Below are 17,218 nucleotides of genomic sequence, written 5' to 3'. Positions count from 1 at the left end.
CGCAAAAAGGTCACGAAGGGACGCAAATCGAACCCTTTCGTCTGCCTGTTGGTTAACGCCAGTCGCCCAGGGCCGATTGCCACAGCGCCAGCGCGGCCACCGCCGCCGTGTCGGCGCGCAGGATTCGCGGCCCCAGGCTGACCGGCGTGACGAAGGGCAGGCGCGCCAGCCGCGCGCGTTCGGTGGCGGAAAACCCGCCCTCGGGGCCGATCAGGATGGCCCAAGGGCCCTGCGGCAGCCCGGCCAGCGTCGCGGCCGGCCCGGCGCGGGATTCGTCCGCCCACAGGATGCGCCGCGCCGGGTCCCACCCGTCCAGCACGCGCGACAGCGGGGCCAGGTCGGCCACCGGGGGCACGAAGGTGCCGCCGCATTGTTCCGCGGCCTCGATCGCGTGCGCCTGCAGGCGATCCTGGCGGATGCGGTCGGAATTGGTGTGGTCGGTCTGCACGGGCATGATGCGCGCCGCGCCCATCTCGGCCGCCTTCTCGACGATGAAGTCGGTGCGGGCCTTCTTGATGGGCGCGAAGATCAGCCACAGGTCCGGCGGGTCCTGTTGGATCGCGGTCTGCGCGACCACCGACAGGCTGCCGCCGCGCTTGCCGGCATCCAGCAGGGTCGCCTGCCATTCGCCGTCGCGCCCGTTGAAGACCGACACCGCGTCGCCCTGCCGCAGGCGCATGACGCCCGACAGGTAATGCGCCTGCGCGCCGTCCACGGGAACGGGTTGTCCTGCAACCAACGGGTGATCTATGAACAGTCTGATCTTAGCCATGATGGGCGCGACGCTATGCAAAGCCGGACAGAAAGGCCAGACGCCGTCTTTGACGCGCCCCCGGACAACTGGGTGGACCGCTTTGCGCCGGTGCGCACGCGGCCCTGGCTGCGGCTCAGCCGGGCGGACCGCCCCATCGGGACATGGCTGCTGCTGCTGCCCTGCTGGTGGGGGATCGGGCTTGCGATGATGGCGGACGGGCCGCGGCTTTTCGATCTGTGGATCGCGCTGGCCTGCGCCATCGGCGCCTTCGTCATGCGCGGCGCGGGCTGCACCTGGAACGACATCACCGACCGCGACATCGATGCGCAGGTGGCGCGGACCCGGTCGCGGCCCCTGCCCTCGGGGCAGGTCAGCCTGCGCGGCGCCTATCTGTGGCTGGGGGCGCAGGGGTTGGTCGGACTGGTGATCCTGCTGACGCTGGGACGGGCGGCGGTGTGGATGGGGGTCGCGTCGCTGGCGCTGGTGGCGATCTATCCCTTTGCCAAGCGTTTCACCTGGTGGCCGCAGCTGTTCCTGGGCTTTGCCTTCAACTGGGGCGTCATGCTGGCCTATGCCGCGCATATGGGCCGGGTCGATCCGGCGCCGGTGGTGGCCTGGCTGGGCGCGATCGCCTGGACGATCTTCTATGACACCATCTATGCCCATCAGGATGCCGATGACGACGCGCTGATCGGGGTGAAATCCACAGCCCGGCTGTTCGGTGACCGCAGCCCCGCGATTCTGGCAGGCTTTGCGCTGGTGACGGTGGCGGTTCTGGCCGTGGCCGTCGCACTGACGGGTCGCAATCTGTTGATGGGTTGGGCCGGAGTGCTGGCCTTGGGGCTGCACCTGACGTGGCAGCTGCGGAATTTCCAGCCGGATCAGGGCGCTGTCTGCCTGCGTCTGTTCCGGTCGAACCGCGATGCGGGGCTGATTCTTGCGCTGTTTCTTGCCATTGCGGGGCTGGCATGATTGCGCCACCGCCCCCCCGTCGCTAGACGTTGCACGCTTGCAACAGCACAAGGTTTTTCCGATGGCCCGACGCCGCCGCCTTTCGACATCCCTGGCCACCATCATCGTGTTGGCCGGCGCGGGCGGATTGTCCTGGATGGGGGCCGAGGCCGCAGCGACCTTCGTCGAAGATCGCGCCGCGCGCGACGTGACGCAGGCGCTGCAGGCCGCGGGCCATGACTGGGCGCAGGTGGCGACCGACGGGCTGCGCGTTCGCCTGACCGGCACCGCCCCGTCCGAGGTCGAGCGGTTCCGTGCGGTGACTCAGGCCGGCACCGCCGTCGACGCCACGCGCATCCTGGACGAGATGACCGTCGCCTCGGTCGAGGCGATGACCCCCCCCGATTTCAAGGTCGAGCTGCTGAAGGGCGAACAGGGGCTGTCGCTGATCGGGCTGGTTCCCGCCGCCACCGACCGCGACGCGATCCTGCGCGGACTGCGCCCGGCGGGCCAGCAGGTGACCGACCTGCTGGAAGCCGCAGACCACCCCGTCCCCGACGGCTGGACCGAGGCGCTGCGCTTCGGGCTGCAGGCCGCCCAGATGACCGCGCAGGCCAAGATCTCGATCGCGCCGGGACAGGTGCAGGTGGCGGCGTTGGCCGCCGACCGCGAGGATCAGGGTCGGCTGGAACAGGCGCTGCGCCGGGCCGCACCGCCGCAGGTCGCGCTGGACCTGCAGATCACCGCGCCGCGTCCGGTGATCGCGCCCTTCACGCTGCGGTTCGTGATGGATGATGGCGGCGGCCGCTTCGACGCCTGCGCGGCCAGCGACGATGCGGGCCGCGACCGGATCGTGCAGGCGGCACGCGATGCCGGCATGCAGCGGGTGCCGACCTGCACCCTGGGCCTGGGTGCCCCGTCCGACGACTGGGCCGAGGCCGCCGCCGCCGCCATCGCCGCCGTGGGGCAACTGGGCCAGGGCCAGGTGACGCTGTCGGATGCGGACGTGGCGCTGGTGGTGCCTGCATCGGTGACGCGCCAGCGGTTCGACCAGGTCGCCGGCCGCCTGGAACAGGCGCTGCCCCCAACCTATCGGCTGCAGGCCCAGCATGAAAAGGCGGCCGCCCAGGCCGCGCCCATCGAATTCCAGGCCACGTTGCCGCCCTCGGGCAGCCTGTCGATGCGCGGACGCATCGCGGATGCGCAGATGCAGCAGGCCGTGGACAGCTTTGCGCGGTCACGCTTTGACGTGGCGCAAAGCGGTCTGCGGACCGATCCGTCGGTTCCCGGCGGCTGGACCGTCCGCGTGATCGCGGGACTGGAGGCGATGGGCGCGCTGCACGCGGGCCAGGTCCGCGTGACCCCCGACATGATCGAGCTGACGGGCGTGTCGGGCGATCCGCGCGCCAGCGACCGGGCCGCGGCGCTGCTGTCGGAACGGCTTGGCCCGGGCGCGCGCTATCGCCTGGCGATCAGCTATGACCGCCGCATGGACGAGGCCCTGGGCCTGCCCGACGGAGAGGAATGCGTCGCGCGCCTGAACATCATCATGTCCGAGAGCGAGATCGGCTTTGAACCCAGCCGCTCGTCTATCGCCGGCGATCCGGTGCCGACGATGGAGCGGTTCGTCCGCGCCATGGCCGATTGCAGCGATTTTCAGATCGAGGCCGGCGGCCATACCGACTCTCAGGGTTCGGAGGCGTTCAACGCCGAACTGTCGCGGTCGCGCGCGCAGGCCGTCGTCTCGGCGATGGCCGATGCCGGGATCAGCGTGGCGAACATGTCGGCCCGCGGCTATGGCGAAAGCCGCCCCGTCGCCACCAACCAGACCGAGGAAGGCCGCGAGATCAACCGCCGGATCGAGTTCCGCCTGCTGTCGCCGCACCCTCTGGATGCCGACACCATCCCCGCCCCGGTCACCATCGCCGGCGTCACCGGCGCCGAGGTCGACCCGGACCCCGCCGAGGATCTGACCCAAGGCCCGCGCCTGCCGCCGATGCAGGGGCCGCAGCTGCCCGACCAGGCGGCGCAGATGCAGGGCCCGCAACTGCCCCACAGCCGTGCCGCGTCCGGGATGGTGCCGATGACCGTGGGCGTCGCGGAACAGTTCCAGACGCTGGACGAACGCGAGGAAAACCTTAGGGTGCCCGTGCTGACGCCCGATGACGACACCCCCCGCCCCGGCCCGCGTCCCGACAGCGTCGCAGAGCAGGCAGGCGCGCAAGACGAAGCGACAGACGAATGAACAGATCCGAATTCATAGCCGTGACCGCCCTGATTCTGTTCGGGGCCTTCGTGCTGGGCTGGATCGCCAGCTGGCTGGTCCATCGCGTCGCCCGCCCTGCCCGTGCCGACATGTCCGAGCTGGACCGCATGGCCCAGCAGCTGCACGAGGTCGAGGAGGAGCGCGACGAGGCCGTGGCCGCCCTGGCCGAACGCGAGGCGGCGCTGACCACCCGCCTGGCGGGCACGCAGGCCGAATTGCGCGATGCGATGGACGGCCTGCGCGACAGCCGCAACGAGGTCGAGGACCTGCGCGACTACATCGAGCAGGCACTGGCGCGTCGCTGACGCGCCAGTCCGCCTGGATCAGATGCCGGCGTCGATGATGGCGCGGGCCAGGACCGGCACCGTGTCGCGGTTCAGACCCGCGATGTTCAGGCGCGAATCGCCCACCATGTAGATGGCCGCATCGGTCTTCAGGCGCTGCACCTGTTCGGGCGTCGCGCCAAGGCGCGAGAACATGCCGCGGTGATGGCGGATGAAGTCGAACCGGTCGCTGCCCGACAGATCGCGCAGTTCGGCCGCCAGCTGGTCGCGCAGGCCCAGCATGGTGTTGCGGACCTCCTCCAGTTCCGCCGCCCAATCGGCGCGCAGCGCGTCGTCCATCAGGATGGTGCTGACGATGCGCGCGCCATGATCCGGCGGGAACGAGAAGTTCTGGCGGTTCAGGAAGGCCATTGACCCCTGCGCCAGATCGCGGCCCTTGGTGGTGTCGGCCAGCGCGATCAGGATGCCGGTGCGTTCCCGGTAGATGCCGAAGTTCTTGGAACACGACGCCGCGATCAGCACCTCTGGCAGGCTGCGGGCGACAAGGCGCGTGGCCTCGGCATCCGCGTCCAGCCCGTCACCAAAGCCCTGATAGGCCAGGTCGATCAGCGGGATCGCGCCCGATTTCTGCAGGATCGCCACGACCTCGGACCATTGCTCCAGGGTCAGGTTCGCCCCGGTCGGATTGTGGCAGCAGCCGTGCAGCAGGACGACGTCGCCCTTGCCCGCCTGCGCGATGTCGGCCTTCATGCCCTCGAAATCGACACCACGGGTTTCCGCGTCGAAATAGCGGTATTCGGTATAGGGCAGGCCCATGAACGCCATGATCGACAGGTGGTTCGGCCAGGTCGGGTTCGACACGAACACGCGCACACCCGGATTGGCCAGCCGCGCCAGTTCCAGCGCCTGACGGATGGCACCCGTGCCGCCCACGGAGGCGACCGAGGCCAGACGGTCGGCGGGCAGATCGCCCAGCACCATCGTGGCCAGCGCGTTGCGATAATCGGGTTCGCCCGCCAGTCCGGTATAGGCCTTGGTGGTCTGCGTCTCCCAGATGCGCTGTTCGGCCTCCTTCACGGCGCGCATGACCGGGGTGACGCCCTGCGGGTCCTTGTAGACGCCCACGCCCAGGTCGATCTTGCCCTGTCGGGTGTCGGCCTTGAACTCCTCGATCAGCATCAGGATCTTGTCGGGGCTTTGGGCTTTCAGGTCGGTCAGCATCAGGCGTCTCCGGTTGCGATGTTCAGGTCGGCGAAGCTGCCCCATTCGGTCCAGCTGCCGTCGTAAAGCGAATGGTCGCGATGGCCCGCCCGCTCCAGCGCGAAGGACAGCACCGCCGCCGTCACGCCGCTGCCGCAGGTGGTGATGACCGGCTTGGACAGGTCGATGCCCGCCTCGGCAAAGGCCGCGCGGATCGCGTCGGGCGCGATCATCGTGCCGTCGGCGTTGAACAGGCGACCGAAGGGCAGGTTGCGCGAGCCCGGGATATGGCCCGCGCGCAGGCCCGCGCGGGGTTCGGGCTGATCGCCGCGAAAGCGTTCGGGGCTGCGCGCATCGACGATCTGCGGGTCGCCCAGCTTGCTGGCCGCGGCCACCTGGGTCACGTCGCGCACCAGGCCCGCCTGGCGCTGGACGGTGATGTGGCGGTCGCGCATGACGGGGGGCATGTCCTCCAGCGGGCGGCCCTCGGCGCGCCATTTCGGCAGGCCGCCGTCCAGCACGGCCACGTCGGTCTTGCCCATCAGGCGGAAGGTCCACCAGACGCGAAAGGCGCTGCGCACGTCGGAATTGTCATAGATGACCACCTGATGCCCGTCGCCCACGCCCATCGCGCGCAGGCGGCTGATGAACATCTCGGGCGGGGGGGCCATGTGCGGCAGGGCGGAGCGCTTGTCGCTGATCGCGTCGATGTCGAAGAAGCGCGCGGCAGGGATGTGGCCCGCCTCGTATTCGGCCCGTGCGTCGCGGCCCGTGGCGGGCATGTGCCAGCTGGCGTCGATGATGCGCAGGTCGGGATCGGACAGATGCGCCGCCAGCCAGTCGGTCGAGACCAGTGTCTTCGGATCGTCCATCGCCGTCCCCCTTGGCTTGTGCCGCCCCGATCTACAGGCCGGGGGCCAGGGCTGCAATGGCCTATCCCTGCTTCAGCAGGCGCGCTTTTTGACGATTCCAGTCGCGGGCGGCGCTGGTTTCGCGCTTGTCGTGGTTCTTCTTGCCCTTGGCGACGGCGATCTTCAGCTTCACGATGCCGCGGTGGTTGAAATACATCACCAGCGGAACCAGCGTCATCCCCTCGCGCGCGGTGGCCTGCCACAGGCGGGCCAGCTCGCGCGATTTCACAAGCAGCTTGCGGCGGCGCCGCTCCTCGTGGCCGAAGACGCCGGCCCGCGACAGGGCCGCGATATAGCCGTTGATCAGCCACAGCTCTCCGCCCTCGACCGAGGCATAGCTTTCGGCGATGTTCGACTGGCCCACGCGCAGGGACTTGACCTCGGACCCGGTCAGCATGATCCCCACCTCGAGATCGCTCTCGATGGCATAGTCGTACCGGGCCCGCCGGTTCTCGGCGATCACCTTGTAGTTCTTGCTGTCGTCATCCTTGGCCATGGCAGGTCAGATAGGCGCGGCGGGTGCATCTGTAAAGGCATGCGTTGCGCGATGGCCGTGCCCTGCGCTAGGTCTGTCGCGGGGGGGACATGCTGGGTCAGATCGCGTTCGGATCGGTGCTGATGGTGATCAGCGTTCTGATGGCCGCCTTGGCCATCTGGGCGCTGGAGACGGCATTCTCCCGCAACGCCCGCTGGCTGGCCCGCGCGCCCCATCGGCCCAAGCTGGCTTTGGTGATCGTCGCGACCAGCCTGGCGGTGCTGGCGATGGTCACGGCGTCGGTCTGGCTGTGGGCGGTGGCGTTCCACCAGATGGGCGTCTTCGCCACCTTCGAGGAGGCGATGTACTTCACCTTGGTCACCTTCACGACACTTGGCTATGGCGATGTGCTGATGCCCCAGGACTGGCGCATCCTGGGCGGGCTGGCGGCGGCCAACGGGCTGTTGCACTTTGGCCTGATGACGGCATTCATGGTCGAGGCGTTGCGCCATGTCCGCGTGCGCCAGATCGAATTCACGGAAGGGTAGCCGATGCGGCATGGCGGTCAGATCTTGGTGCAGGCGCTGCGCGCCAACGGCGTCACGCGGGTGTTCTCGGTTCCGGGCGAAAGCTTCCTGGCGGCCCTGGACGGGCTGGTGGACAGCGGCATCCGCAACATCGTCTGCCGCCACGAAGGCGGCGCGGCCATGATGGCCGAGGCCACCGGCAAGCTGACCGGCAGGCCCGGCGTGGCCTTCGTCACCCGCGGACCGGGGGCCACGAACGCCAGCGCCGGCGTGCATGTCGCCCGCCAGGACAGCACCCCCATGATCCTGTTCGTGGGCCAGATCGCGCGCGGCGACCAGGACCGCGAGGCCTTTCAGGAGGTCGATTACCGCGCCATGTTCGCGCCCTTGGCGAAATGGGTGGCCCAGATCGACGCGACCGACCGCATCGCCGAATACGCGGCCCGCGCCTTTCACGTGGCGATGTCGGGCCGACCCGGTCCCGTGGTCCTGGCCCTGCCAGAGGACATGCTGTCCGCCCAGGCCGACATTCCCGACCTGGCCCCCGCCCCGGCCCCGCTGTCTTATGTCGCGCCGCAATCGGTAGAGGCCGTGGCCGACGCCCTGGCGACGGCACGGCGTCCGCTTGTCGTCGCTGGCGGCAGCCAGTGGTCGCAGGACGCGGCCGAGGACCTGGCCCGCTTTGCCGCGGCCTGGGATCTGCCTGTGGCCGTGCCCTTCCGCCGCCAGGACCGCATGGACAACCGTCTGCCCCATTACGTGGGCGACCTGGGCGTCGGCATGAACCCCGCGCTGGCCGCGGCGCTGCGCGAGGCGGACGTGATCCTGTCGCTTGGCTCGCGCCTGGGGGACACGCTGACCGGGGGCTACAGCGCGATGGACCCGGTGCGTCCCCATGCCCGCGTGATCATGGTCCATCCCGACCCCGACCAGTTGGGCACGCTGTGGCGGGCCGATCCGGGCCTGGTCGCCGATCCACGCCGCGTGGTGGCCGCGCTGGCCGACCTGCCCGCCCCCACGACGCGCTGGTCCGATTGGCGGGCCCGGCTGCGCGCGTCCTATGACGACTGGCAGACCCCGCGCCCCACGCCCGGCGCGCTGCGGCTGGAACAGGTGGTGGGCTGGCTGGCGCAGAACCTTCCGGCTAACGCGATCGTCACCAACGGCGCGGGGAACTATGCCAGCTTCCTGCACCGCTATTACCGCTGGCGCTGCCACGGCACGCAGCTGGCGCCCACGTCGGGGTCGATGGGATACGGCCTGCCCGCGGCCATCGCCGCCAGCCTGACCCATCCCGACCGGACCGTCGTCTGCCTGGCTGGGGACGGCTGCCTGCAGATGACCGTGAACGAGCTGTCGACCGCTGCCCAGTACGGCGCAACGCCCATCGTCATCGTGGCCAACAACGGCCGCTATGGCACGATCCGGATGCATCAGGAGCGCCACTATCCGGGACGCGTGTCGGGCACCGACCTGTTCAATCCCGACCTGCCCGACGTGGTCCGCGCCTATGGCGGCCATGGCGAGCTGGTCGAGCGGGACGAGGATTTCGCCCCCGCCTTTGAACGCGCCCGCCTGTCTGGCCGCCTGTCCGTGATCGAATTGCGGCTGGACCCCGAGGCGCTGACCCCCGGCGCGACCCTGACCCAGACGCGCGACGCGGCGCTCAGGGCGCGGGCATGATCCCCGGCCCGCGCAACCGGATCACCGACGTGGCCGGGCTGCGCGTGGGCCATGCCCAGGACGACGCCCTGCGGTCCGGTGTCACCGTGCTGACCGCAGATGCGCCATTTGCGGCCAGTGTCCACGTGATGGGCGGCGCGCCCGGGACGCGGGAAACCGACCTGCTGGCGCCCGACAAGCTGGTGAGCGGGGTCGATGCGCTGGTGCTGGCAGGCGGGTCGGCCTTCGGCCTTGCGGCCTGCGACGGGGTGATGGCGGCGCTGCACCGGGCGGGGCGCGGCTTTGCCGTGGGCCCCGCGCGGGTGCCGATCGTGCCGGGTGCGATCGTGTTCGACCTGCTGAACGGCGGCGACAAGGGGTGGGACGCCAACCCCTATCCCGCGCTTGGCGCCGCGGCCTGGACCGCGGCGGGGGCGGACTGCGCGATGGGGTCGGTGGGCGCGGGCACCGGTGCGCTGACCGGTACGCTGAAGGGCGGGGTCGGGTCGGCATCCGCGGTGCTGCAGGGTGGGGCCACCGTCGGCGCGCTGGTCGTGGTGAACGCGCTTGGGCAGGCGACCGTGGGCGACAGCCGCCACTTCTGGGCAGCCCCGTGGGAGCTGGAGGCCGAATTCGGTGGCCTGGGCCTGCCCGCGCGCTTTCCCGCCGCCCATGAACCCGCCCCGGCCAAGCGCCTTGGCGAGGCCACGACCATCGCCATCGTCGCGACCGATGCCGTGCTGGACAAGGCCGGGCTTCAGCGCATGGCGACCGCCGCGCATGACGGCCTGGCCCGCGCCCTGGTGCCCAGCCACACGCCGCTGGACGGCGATCTGGTCTTTGCAGTGTCCACGGGCGCACGACCCCTGGCGGACGCCGTCGGCGATGCGTTCGTCCTGGGCCATGCGGGGGCCTGCGTGCTGGCGCGTGCCGTGGCGCATGGCGTGCACAGCGCCAGGGCGCAGCCGGGTGACCTGCAACCCAGCTGGCAACAGCGGTTCGGATAGGAAAAGGGCGGCGCGACCAGCGCACCGCCCCCGAGAGATCGCCAAGAGGGACAGCTTAGCGATTGCAGGCCGAACGCCGAACCCCGCCCCCGGTTGCGACGCCCGCTTCACGTTTCCGTCATCGTCGGCACCGACCGGCCCCGCGGCGGCTTTGACTTTGCCGCGCCGGGCATGTTCACATGCCGCAACCGAAATGCACCCCGAGGACGCCATGACCAAGCCGACCGATCTGAAAAGCCTTCTTCGCGACCCCTCGCTGTTGGAAACCCGTGCGTTCGTGGGCGGCGAATGGGTCGACGCCGATGACGGCGCCACGTTCGAGGTCACCAACCCCGCCCGCGGCGACGTCATCGCCCATGTGGCCGATCTGGGCCGGGCCGAGACCGCCCGCGCCATCGACGCCGCCGCGGCGGCGATGAAGGACTGGGCCGCGCGCACGGCCAAGGACCGCGCCCAGGTCATGCGCAAGTGGTTCGACCTGATGATGGCCAACCAGGACGACCTGGGCACCATCCTGACCGCCGAACAGGGCAAGCCCCTGGCCGAGGCCAAGGGCGAGATCGCCTATGGCGCCAGCTTCATCGAATGGTTCGGAGAGGAGGCCAAGCGCGTCTATGGCGAGACCATCCCCGGCCACCAGGCCGACAAGCGCATCAGCGTCATCCGCCAGCCCATCGGGGTCGTCGGCTCGATCACGCCCTGGAACTTTCCGAACGCGATGATCGCGCGCAAGGCGGGGCCCGCGCTGGCCGTCGGCTGCGGCTTCGTCGCGCGGCCCGCAGCCGAGACGCCCCTGTCGGCGCTGGCCATGGCAGTGCTGGGCGAACGGGCGGGCCTGCCCAAGGGCATCCTGTCGGTCGTCCCTTCGTCGCGCGCCAGCGACATCGGCAGGGAGTTCTGCGAGAACCACCTGGTCCGTAAGCTGACATTCACCGGTTCGACCGAGGTGGGTCGCGTGCTGCTGCGCCAGGCCGCCGACCAGGTGATGAAATGCAGCATGGAGCTGGGCGGCAACGCGCCCTTCATCGTTTTCGACGATGCCGATCTGGACGCCGCGGTCGAGGGTGCCATGGCGTCCAAGTTCCGCAACAACGGCCAGACCTGCGTCTGTGCCAACCGCATCTATGTCCAGGCCGGGGTCTATGACGCCTTTGCCGACAAGCTGAAGGCCGCGGTCGAGAAGCTGCGCGTGGGCGATGGGCTGACTGAGGGGACCACCACCGGCCCGCTGATCAATCAGAAGGCCGTCGACAAGGTCGAGGAGCATATCCGTGACATCACCCAGGGCGGAGGCCAGGTCCTGACCGGCGGCAAGCGCAAGGACGGCCTGTTCTTCGAGCCGACCATCGTCACCGGTGTCACCCGCGACATGAAGGTCGCGACCGAGGAGACCTTCGGCCCGCTGGCGCCGCTGTTCCGCTTCGACACCGAGGATCAGGCGGTTGCCGCCGCCAACGATACCATCTTCGGTCTGGCCGCCTATTTCTATGCCCGCGACATCGGCCGCGTCACCCGCGTCCAGGAGTCGCTGGAATACGGTATTGTCGGCGTGAACACCGGCATCATCTCGACCGAGGTGGCACCCTTCGGTGGCGTCAAGCAGTCCGGCCTGGGCCGCGAGGGCAGCCATCACGGATTGGAGGACTATCTGGAGATGAAGTATATCTGCCTCTCGGTCTGACATTTTCGAAGACGTCTTGGAACCGGGGGCCGGAGGCCACGTTGCGCTCACAGAAGGCGCCGACCGTCAGGGTCGGCCGGGACAATCAAGGAGAATGGCATGGGCTGGCTTGCAGCTATCATCGTCGGGGGCATTGCCGGTTGGCTTGCTGAAAAGTTCATGAAGTCCAACATGGGCCTCCTGATGAACATCATCCTGGGCATCGTGGGCGCGGTGCTGTTCAACTTCATCTTCGGCTCGCTTCTGGGCCTCTATGCGGCCGGTGCAAGCTTCAGCTTCGCCTATCTGCTGGCAGGCTTCGTGGGTGCATGTATCCTGATCGCCATCGCACGTGCGGTGCGCGGCCGCGCCTGACACTCAGGCGTTTGCAGAAAGGGCCGTGTCGGGGAAACCCGGCGCGGCCTTTTTCATGCGATCGTTGTTGCGGGCGGGCAGCTGCGTGTCCATCCCAAGACAAAAGGCCGGGCGATTGCCCGGCCTTTTTCATCCTCTGCGGTACCAATCAGCGGCGCGACTTGCCGTGATCGTCCTCGTCGTCACCCTCGTCATCCGTGTCGGGCAGGTTGAAGAACGTGTCCTTGTCCAGCTCCCGCTCGGGCTTGTCCTCGTCGCGCGACAGGCTGAAGTTCTCCAGCCCGGCGATCGCGCTGGGCAGGCGCGGCTCCTCGGACATGGACAGCGATGTCTCGGTGCTGACCAGCTTGCGACGCTCGTCGTCGGTCATCACGCCACCTTCGGCGGCCTTCTTCTTGGCGGCCTTCTGGACAGCCGCGTCCAGTTCGGTCTGCCGGCACAGGCCCAGGGCGACCGGGTCGATCGGCTGGATGTTCTGGCTGTTCCAGTGCGTCCGCTCGCGGATCGACGCGATCGTGGGCTTGGTCGTGCCGACCAGCTTGGCGATCTGCGCATCGGCCAGTTCCGGGTGGAACTTGACCAGCCACAGGATCGCCGCGGGACGGTCCTGCCGCTTGGACAGCGGCGTATAGCGCGGCCCGCGGCGCTTTTCCTCGCCGTCGGCGGCGGGGTTGTGCTTCAGGCGCATGCGATAGATCGGGCTCGCCTCGGCGCGCTTGATCTCCTCGGGGTCCAGCTGGTTCGAGGCGACGGGGTCATAGCCCTTGACGCCCGCGGCCACGTCGCCATCGGCGATGCCCTGAACCTCAAGCTCGTGCAGACCGCAGAAATCGCCGATCTGCTTGAAGCTGAGCGTCGTGTTGTCGACCAGCCAGACGGCGGTGGCCTTGGCCATCAGCGGCTTGCTCATGTCAGTCTCCTTCGCGTGTCTCTTGGTCCCGAACATGGGGGCGAGGGCCGGAAAAACGGCTTCGGCTTGCGCCATTCCTCGTTTTCGGGGGGAATTGGCAGGTCATATACCGATTCCGGATGCCGGGGAAAAGAGGATTCGCACGTTTGCCGGTGCATGCCGGCGCGGGCGTCGCTATTGTCGCAGGATGCGCATCCTGTTCCTGACCCTCGCGGTCCTGCTGCCCCCCCTGCCCCTTGCCGCCCGCGACGTCGCGGGGCGGTTCGATTATTACGTGCTGGCGCTGTCCTGGCAGCCGACCTGGTGCAGCACGACGGGCGACGACCGCGACGCCCCCGAATGCCGCGACGGCACGGCACGCGATTTTTCGGTCCACGGACTGTGGCCGCAATACGAACGCGGCTGGCCGCAGGACTGCACGACGCCCGAACGCGACCCGTCGCGCCGCGAAAGCGCCGCGATGGCCGACGTGATGGGGTCCGGCGGGCTGGCGTGGTATCAGTGGAAAAAGCACGGCCGCTGCAGCGGGCTGTCTGCCGCGGGCTATTACGATGCGACCCGGCAGGCGGCAGAGGGCATCGTCATCCCGCCGGTGCTGGATGATCTGGCCCGCGACGTCGCGGCCCCGCCCGCGGTGATCGAGGAAGCCTTCCTGGAGGCCAATCCCGACCTGGATGCCGACGGCGTCACCATCGCCTGCCGCGACGGCGCCCTGACCGAGGTGCGGATCTGCCTGACCCGGGACCTGGAACCCCGGACCTGTGCGCCCGACGCGCGCCGCGACTGCGACGCGCCCCGCCTGCTGATCGAGGCCGTGCGCTAGCCCGCGACCTTCAGGACGATCTTGCCGATATGGTCGCTGCTTTCCATCCGGCGATGGGCATCGGCCGCGTCGGCCAGCGCGAACTCGCTGTCGATAGTGACGGCGACCGACCCGGCGGCGATCATCGGCCACAGCCGCTTGCGGATCTGGTCGGCGATCTCGGCCTTTGCGACGTCGGATTGCGGGCGCAGGGTGGACCCGGTGATGGTCAGGCGGTTCACCATGATCTGGGCAAAGTTCAGCTCGACCTTGGGGCCTTCCAGAAAGGCGATCATCACCAGCCGCCCGTCCTGTGCCAGCGTCTTGATGTTGCGGGGGATGTAGCTGCCCCCGACCATGTCCAGGATCAGGTCCGCACCACCCGCCTCGGCCAGCACCTTGGTGAAATCCTGGCTGCGATAATTGATGGCGGTGGCGCCAAGCGCGGTGATGGCCGCGCATTTGTCGTCGCTGCCTGCGGTGGCAAAGACGCGCGCGCCCAGGGCGTGGGCGATCTGGATGGCCATCATGCCGATGCCGGAGGTTCCGCCATGGACCAGAAAGCGGTCGCCCCCGGTCAGCCCACCGCGCTGGACGACATTCGACCAGACGGTGAAGGCGGTTTCGGGCAGGCATGCCCCGTCGCGCAACGACAGTCCCTTGGGAATGCGCAGCGCGTGATCGGCGTGGCACACCGCGTATTCCGCATATCCGCCGCCGGGCAGCAGCGCGCAGACCTGTTCGCCCTTGCGCCAGCGCGTGACACCCGCGCCAAGGCCCACGATCTCTCCCGAGGCCTCCAGCCCGGGCAGGTCGGACGCGCCCGGCGGCGGGGCATAGCTGCCCGATCGCTGCAGCACGTCGGGGCGGTTCACGCCGGCATAGGCGATCTTGATCAGGATCTGGTCATGGCAGGGCACCGGCACGGGCCGGGTCGTGGCGCGCAGCTGATCGGCGGCGCCGGGGCCTGCGATCTCGATGGCGGTCATCTGGTCGGGAAACATGCGGTCGTCCTTATCGGGTCTTGCCGGGCAGCGCCCGGTCGCGGGGCGCGCGGATCCAGCCCAGGGCGGCGTCGGCCAGCTTGGACGCGCCGGGCAGGCTGCGCAGGCGCGCCTTGACCGTCTCGACCGACATCACGCCGTCGATGCGGCGGTCGATGAAGGCGCGGGTGTCGGCGCGACCTTCGGACTCGTCGCCCAGCCAGAACAGCACCGTGGCCGAGATCACCGCCGTCAGCGTCGCGCGTTTCGAATACCAGTTCACGTCCTGCGACCGGTCGCCCAAGGCGGTCCAGATCACGTCCGAGGTCTCCCAGACCAGCCGCGCGGCAAGACCCGCGTTCTGCGGCAGGGCCAGCGTCGCGGCACCGGCGCGCACCAGTTCGGGGTCCGACAGTTCCAGCCGCCGCCACACGGCCTGGGCCACGCGGTCGCGGAACCGTCCCTCAAGCGGGGTGGCGGCCAGCGTCTCGCGCAGCGTCCGGTCGGCGCGGCGGTGATAGGCGGCGGCCAGCCCGGCACCGCCCTGCGGGAAATGCACCCGGATCAGGGCCGCATCCATGCCGATGTCGCGTGCGCCGGCGGCCAGCGCCCGTTCGTTCATCCCCTCGAAGGGGACATGGATCAGTGCGGCATCCAGCAGCGCGTCTCGGTCGGTGTTGGTCATGCATACCTCGTCTGGACATTTGCGCCCGCCCCTGTTAGGGGGACGCTTCCTGCAATCTATCAACTCTAACCTAGGAAGGTGGTGACAACCACATGCAGGTCAATGTTCGCGACAACAACGTCGAACAGGCGCTCCGTGCTCTGAAGAAGAAACTTCAGCGCGAAGGTGTCTTCCGCGAAATGAAGCTCAAGCAGCATTTCGAGAAGCCGTCGGTCAAGAAAGCCCGTGAAAAGGCCGAGGCCGTTCGCCGCGCCCGCAAGCTGGCCCGTAAAAAGGCACAGCGCGAAGGCGCGCTGTAAGACGACGCGATCTTGTGTCATTTGAAAACCCCCGCGGCGCCATGCCGCGGGGGTTTTCTTTCGTGCTGGGTCGATCCGGGATGCGATCAGCCGTTGCTGTCCGAGCCGCCATCCGAACCGCCGTCTGATCCACCATCGGAACCGCTGTCCGATCCGCCGTCGGAACCACCGTCCGAACCGCCATCCGAATCACCGCCGTCGGATCCACCGTCCGTGCCGCCATCAGACGTGCCGCCATCAGACGCGCCGCCGTCGGATGCGCCGCCGTCGGCGCCATTGTCCGAACCGCCATCCGCGGCACCGTCATCACCGGTCCCGCCACCCATGCCGTCATCACCGGTACCATCATCTGTGGCGCCATCTTCGGTCGATCCGTCATCGGTCGCGCCGCCGTCCACGGCGCCTGCCGTGCCGACGGGCGCCGCGCCGGAATCATCGCCTGCCGAGGATGTCTCGGGGTCGGCACGCGTCTCTACACCGTTCACCGAGACGAGCCGCCCGTTGGCGGTGCTGTAGACCAGTTCGGTCGGCACGCCGGCGCGCTGTGCGGTCACCGTCAGGATGGGTCCCTCGCGCTGGATGTAGATGTCGGAATAGCCCTGGTCGGACAGGGTGTCGGCGATGGCCTCATAATTCTCCAGGCTTTCCAGCCGCGGATAGTCGCTTTCCGAGACGAAGCCACCGGACGGCGATTCCTCTAGCGCGTCATCGGGGACGATGACGGTCGATTCGGGGGTCTCGATCACGGTGGTCTGTGCGATCGCGGTCGTGGCCATCAGGCTGGCTGCGGCGATCTGGCCGCCGACCAGCAGGGCCTTGAACGGAGTCTTCAGCATCGTGCGTCTCCTGTTGTCTGTCTGGCGGCATAACGCGCATCCGGGCCCGCAGGGTTCCCTGACCGCCGATCAGACGGGAATCGCAGTCGTCCGGAACACCGTGCGCAGGGCAAAGCTGGAATGCATCTGGGCAACTCCCGGCAGGCGCGACAGGTGCTGACGATGGATGCGGGCGAAGTCGTCCGTATCCTCGACCACGATCTTCAGCAGATAGTCGGCCGTGCCTGCCATCAGGTGGCATTCCAGCACGTCCGGGATGGTGCGCACGCCGCGTTCGAAGGCGTCCAGGACCTCGTCCGCCTGACCCGACAGGGTGATCTCGACGAAGACCGTCGTCTGGCGGCGCAGGGCGCGCGCATCCAGAAGCGCGACATAGCCCGAGATGACACCGGCCTCCTCCAGCCGCTGAACGCGCCTGTGGCAGGCCGACGGGGACAGATGCACCCGCAGCGCCAGCTCGGCATTGCTGATTCGTCCCTCGGTCTGAAGCAGGGACAGGATTCGTCGGTCTATTGCGTCAAGATCGGCCATGCCGGCAGAATCTTCCAAGACCAGTCCCGATGCCAGCGGTTTCTTCGCCGATCATCCGCCTGTCGGGGGAATGTTCGCAGCACCTTGCGGGCCGGACGGG

The 17,218-nt window shown here is 68.8% G+C and carries 19 protein-coding genes; 10 read left to right on the top strand and 9 right to left on the bottom strand.

Annotated features, from left to right (window positions below):
* Window positions 1-52: 52 nt before the first annotated feature.
* A complete protein-coding gene (locus EOJ32_RS03765; RefSeq protein WP_127897750.1) occupies window positions 53-772 on the bottom strand; it encodes a 16S rRNA (uracil(1498)-N(3))-methyltransferase in 720 nt (239 codons plus the stop codon).
* A 15-nt stretch (window positions 773-787) separates the two neighbouring features.
* On the opposite strand from EOJ32_RS03765, the gene ubiA reads away from it, so the two are divergent.
* The 3 genes from ubiA to EOJ32_RS03750 all read left to right on the top strand — a co-directional run bounded on the left by ubiA (window position 788) and on the right by EOJ32_RS03750 (window position 4,276).
* Entirely contained in the window at window positions 788-1,726 is a 939-nt protein-coding gene (gene ubiA / locus EOJ32_RS03760) for a 4-hydroxybenzoate octaprenyltransferase (protein ID WP_164871390.1), read from the top strand.
* 61 nt (window positions 1,727-1,787) lie between these two features.
* Window positions 1,788-3,950 carry an OmpA family protein gene (locus tag EOJ32_RS03755; RefSeq protein WP_127897748.1) on the top strand — a complete coding sequence of 721 codons (2,163 nt, stop codon included), beginning with the start codon at window positions 1,788-1,790 and terminating at the stop codon, window positions 3,948-3,950.
* Window positions 3,947-4,276: a hypothetical protein gene (locus tag EOJ32_RS03750; protein ID WP_045980936.1), complete on the top strand. Its 330-nt coding sequence runs from the start codon at window positions 3,947-3,949 to the stop codon at window positions 4,274-4,276. The genes EOJ32_RS03755 and EOJ32_RS03750 overlap by 4 nt, the downstream gene beginning before the upstream one ends.
* 18 nt (window positions 4,277-4,294) lie before the next feature.
* Here EOJ32_RS03750 and EOJ32_RS03745 read toward each other — a convergent pair whose 3' ends face one another.
* The 3 genes from EOJ32_RS03745 to smpB form a co-directional block, all read right to left on the bottom strand.
* Complete coding sequence (locus EOJ32_RS03745) at window positions 4,295-5,476, bottom strand: amino acid aminotransferase (protein ID WP_127897747.1); 1,182 nt, start codon at window positions 5,474-5,476, stop codon at window positions 4,295-4,297.
* Window positions 5,476-6,327 carry a 3-mercaptopyruvate sulfurtransferase gene (gene sseA / locus EOJ32_RS03740; RefSeq protein ID WP_127897746.1) on the bottom strand — a complete coding sequence of 284 codons (852 nt, stop codon included), beginning with the start codon at window positions 6,325-6,327 and terminating at the stop codon, window positions 5,476-5,478. The genes EOJ32_RS03745 and sseA overlap by 1 nt, the downstream gene beginning before the upstream one ends.
* A 61-nt stretch (window positions 6,328-6,388) precedes the next feature.
* Window positions 6,389-6,862, bottom strand: coding sequence for an SsrA-binding protein SmpB (gene smpB / locus EOJ32_RS03735; protein ID WP_045980939.1), 474 nt, complete (start codon window positions 6,860-6,862; stop codon window positions 6,389-6,391).
* 89 nt (window positions 6,863-6,951) lie between these two features.
* Between smpB and EOJ32_RS03730 the strand changes: the two genes are divergently transcribed.
* From EOJ32_RS03730 to EOJ32_RS03710, 5 genes are all read left to right on the top strand, one after another.
* The gene (locus EOJ32_RS03730; RefSeq protein ID WP_046000753.1) at window positions 6,952-7,389 is read left to right on the top strand and encodes an ion channel; all 438 of its coding nucleotides are present in this window, start codon (window positions 6,952-6,954) and stop codon (window positions 7,387-7,389) included.
* Window positions 7,390-7,392: 3 nt separating this feature from the next.
* A complete protein-coding gene (locus tag EOJ32_RS03725; RefSeq protein ID WP_127897745.1) occupies window positions 7,393-9,051 on the top strand; it encodes a thiamine pyrophosphate-binding protein in 1,659 nt (552 codons plus the stop codon).
* On the top strand, window positions 9,048-10,037 hold the full coding sequence (locus EOJ32_RS03720) for a P1 family peptidase (protein ID WP_127897744.1): 990 nt from the start codon (window positions 9,048-9,050) through the stop codon (window positions 10,035-10,037). The genes EOJ32_RS03725 and EOJ32_RS03720 overlap by 4 nt, the downstream gene beginning before the upstream one ends.
* Window positions 10,038-10,248: 211 nt before the next feature.
* A complete protein-coding gene (locus tag EOJ32_RS03715) occupies window positions 10,249-11,718 on the top strand; it encodes an NAD-dependent succinate-semialdehyde dehydrogenase (RefSeq protein ID WP_127897743.1) in 1,470 nt (489 codons plus the stop codon).
* Window positions 11,719-11,817: 99 nt separating this feature from the next.
* The gene (locus EOJ32_RS03710) at window positions 11,818-12,072 is read left to right on the top strand and encodes a GlsB/YeaQ/YmgE family stress response membrane protein (RefSeq protein WP_198143153.1); all 255 of its coding nucleotides are present in this window, start codon (window positions 11,818-11,820) and stop codon (window positions 12,070-12,072) included.
* A 148-nt stretch (window positions 12,073-12,220) separates the two neighbouring features.
* Here the strand turns inward: EOJ32_RS03710 and EOJ32_RS03705 are convergent, their stop codons facing one another.
* Window positions 12,221-12,982 carry a DUF1013 domain-containing protein gene (locus EOJ32_RS03705; RefSeq protein WP_045980944.1) on the bottom strand — a complete coding sequence of 254 codons (762 nt, stop codon included), beginning with the start codon at window positions 12,980-12,982 and terminating at the stop codon, window positions 12,221-12,223.
* 187 nt (window positions 12,983-13,169) lie between these two features.
* Here EOJ32_RS03705 and EOJ32_RS03700 point away from each other — a divergent pair, with 187 nt between their 5' ends.
* Window positions 13,170-13,805: a ribonuclease T2 gene (locus EOJ32_RS03700; protein ID WP_127897742.1), complete on the top strand. Its 636-nt coding sequence runs from the start codon at window positions 13,170-13,172 to the stop codon at window positions 13,803-13,805.
* Here the strand turns inward: EOJ32_RS03700 and EOJ32_RS03695 are convergent.
* Complete coding sequence (locus tag EOJ32_RS03695) at window positions 13,802-14,788, bottom strand: NAD(P)H-quinone oxidoreductase (protein WP_045980946.1); 987 nt, start codon at window positions 14,786-14,788, stop codon at window positions 13,802-13,804. The genes EOJ32_RS03700 and EOJ32_RS03695 overlap by 4 nt on opposite strands.
* Before the next feature lie 10 nt (window positions 14,789-14,798).
* Complete coding sequence (locus EOJ32_RS03690; RefSeq protein ID WP_127897741.1) at window positions 14,799-15,452, bottom strand: COQ9 family protein; 654 nt, start codon at window positions 15,450-15,452, stop codon at window positions 14,799-14,801.
* A 92-nt stretch (window positions 15,453-15,544) separates the two neighbouring features.
* Between EOJ32_RS03690 and rpsU the strand changes: the two genes are divergently transcribed.
* Window positions 15,545-15,751 (top strand): 30S ribosomal protein S21, encoded by a 207-nt coding sequence (rpsU, locus tag EOJ32_RS03685; protein WP_081994671.1) that lies wholly within the window; start codon window positions 15,545-15,547, stop codon window positions 15,749-15,751.
* 86 nt (window positions 15,752-15,837) lie between these two features.
* On the opposite strand, the gene EOJ32_RS20240 is transcribed toward rpsU, so the two are convergent.
* Window positions 15,838-16,587: a hypothetical protein gene (locus EOJ32_RS20240; RefSeq protein ID WP_205963174.1), complete on the bottom strand. Its 750-nt coding sequence runs from the start codon at window positions 16,585-16,587 to the stop codon at window positions 15,838-15,840.
* Between the two features lie 69 nt (window positions 16,588-16,656).
* Window positions 16,657-17,118: an Lrp/AsnC family transcriptional regulator gene (locus EOJ32_RS03675; RefSeq protein ID WP_046000877.1), complete on the bottom strand. Its 462-nt coding sequence runs from the start codon at window positions 17,116-17,118 to the stop codon at window positions 16,657-16,659.
* Window positions 17,119-17,218: the final 100 nt, after the last annotated feature.

It is taken from the genome of Paracoccus sp. Arc7-R13 (assembly GCF_004010775.1).
GTDB classification, from domain to species: Bacteria; Pseudomonadota; Alphaproteobacteria; order Rhodobacterales; family Rhodobacteraceae; genus Paracoccus; species Paracoccus marcusii.
The sequence above is the reverse complement of the archived record's forward strand: the minus strand, read 5'-3'. Positions and strand labels throughout refer to the sequence as shown.

Excerpts from the sequence above, each read along its gene's own strand:
- EOJ32_RS03765 (WP_127897750.1), bottom strand. The coding sequence starts at position 772 with ATGGCTAAGATCAGACTGTTCATAGATCACCCGTTGGTTGCAGGACAA.
- ubiA (WP_164871390.1), top strand. The coding sequence starts at position 788 with ATGCAAAGCCGGACAGAAAGGCCAGACGCCGTCTTTGACGCGCCCCCG.
- EOJ32_RS03755 (WP_127897748.1), top strand. The coding sequence starts at position 1,788 with ATGGCCCGACGCCGCCGCCTTTCGACATCCCTGGCCACCATCATCGTG.
- EOJ32_RS03750 (WP_045980936.1), top strand. The coding sequence starts at position 3,947 with ATGAACAGATCCGAATTCATAGCCGTGACCGCCCTGATTCTGTTCGGG.
- EOJ32_RS03745 (WP_127897747.1), bottom strand. The coding sequence starts at position 5,476 with ATGCTGACCGACCTGAAAGCCCAAAGCCCCGACAAGATCCTGATGCTG.
- sseA (WP_127897746.1), bottom strand. The coding sequence starts at position 6,327 with ATGGACGATCCGAAGACACTGGTCTCGACCGACTGGCTGGCGGCGCAT.
- smpB (WP_045980939.1), bottom strand. The coding sequence starts at position 6,862 with ATGGCCAAGGATGACGACAGCAAGAACTACAAGGTGATCGCCGAGAAC.
- EOJ32_RS03730 (WP_046000753.1), top strand. The coding sequence starts at position 6,952 with ATGCTGGGTCAGATCGCGTTCGGATCGGTGCTGATGGTGATCAGCGTT.
- EOJ32_RS03725 (WP_127897745.1), top strand. The coding sequence starts at position 7,393 with ATGCGGCATGGCGGTCAGATCTTGGTGCAGGCGCTGCGCGCCAACGGC.
- EOJ32_RS03720 (WP_127897744.1), top strand. The coding sequence starts at position 9,048 with ATGATCCCCGGCCCGCGCAACCGGATCACCGACGTGGCCGGGCTGCGC.
- EOJ32_RS03715 (WP_127897743.1), top strand. The coding sequence starts at position 10,249 with ATGACCAAGCCGACCGATCTGAAAAGCCTTCTTCGCGACCCCTCGCTG.
- EOJ32_RS03710 (WP_198143153.1), top strand. The coding sequence starts at position 11,818 with ATGGGCTGGCTTGCAGCTATCATCGTCGGGGGCATTGCCGGTTGGCTT.
- EOJ32_RS03705 (WP_045980944.1), bottom strand. The coding sequence starts at position 12,982 with ATGAGCAAGCCGCTGATGGCCAAGGCCACCGCCGTCTGGCTGGTCGAC.
- EOJ32_RS03700 (WP_127897742.1), top strand. The coding sequence starts at position 13,170 with ATGCGCATCCTGTTCCTGACCCTCGCGGTCCTGCTGCCCCCCCTGCCC.
- EOJ32_RS03695 (WP_045980946.1), bottom strand. The coding sequence starts at position 14,788 with ATGTTTCCCGACCAGATGACCGCCATCGAGATCGCAGGCCCCGGCGCC.
- EOJ32_RS03690 (WP_127897741.1), bottom strand. The coding sequence starts at position 15,452 with ATGACCAACACCGACCGAGACGCGCTGCTGGATGCCGCACTGATCCAT.
- rpsU (WP_081994671.1), top strand. The coding sequence starts at position 15,545 with ATGCAGGTCAATGTTCGCGACAACAACGTCGAACAGGCGCTCCGTGCT.
- EOJ32_RS20240 (WP_205963174.1), bottom strand. The coding sequence starts at position 16,587 with ATGCTGAAGACTCCGTTCAAGGCCCTGCTGGTCGGCGGCCAGATCGCC.
- EOJ32_RS03675 (WP_046000877.1), bottom strand. The coding sequence starts at position 17,118 with ATGGCCGATCTTGACGCAATAGACCGACGAATCCTGTCCCTGCTTCAG.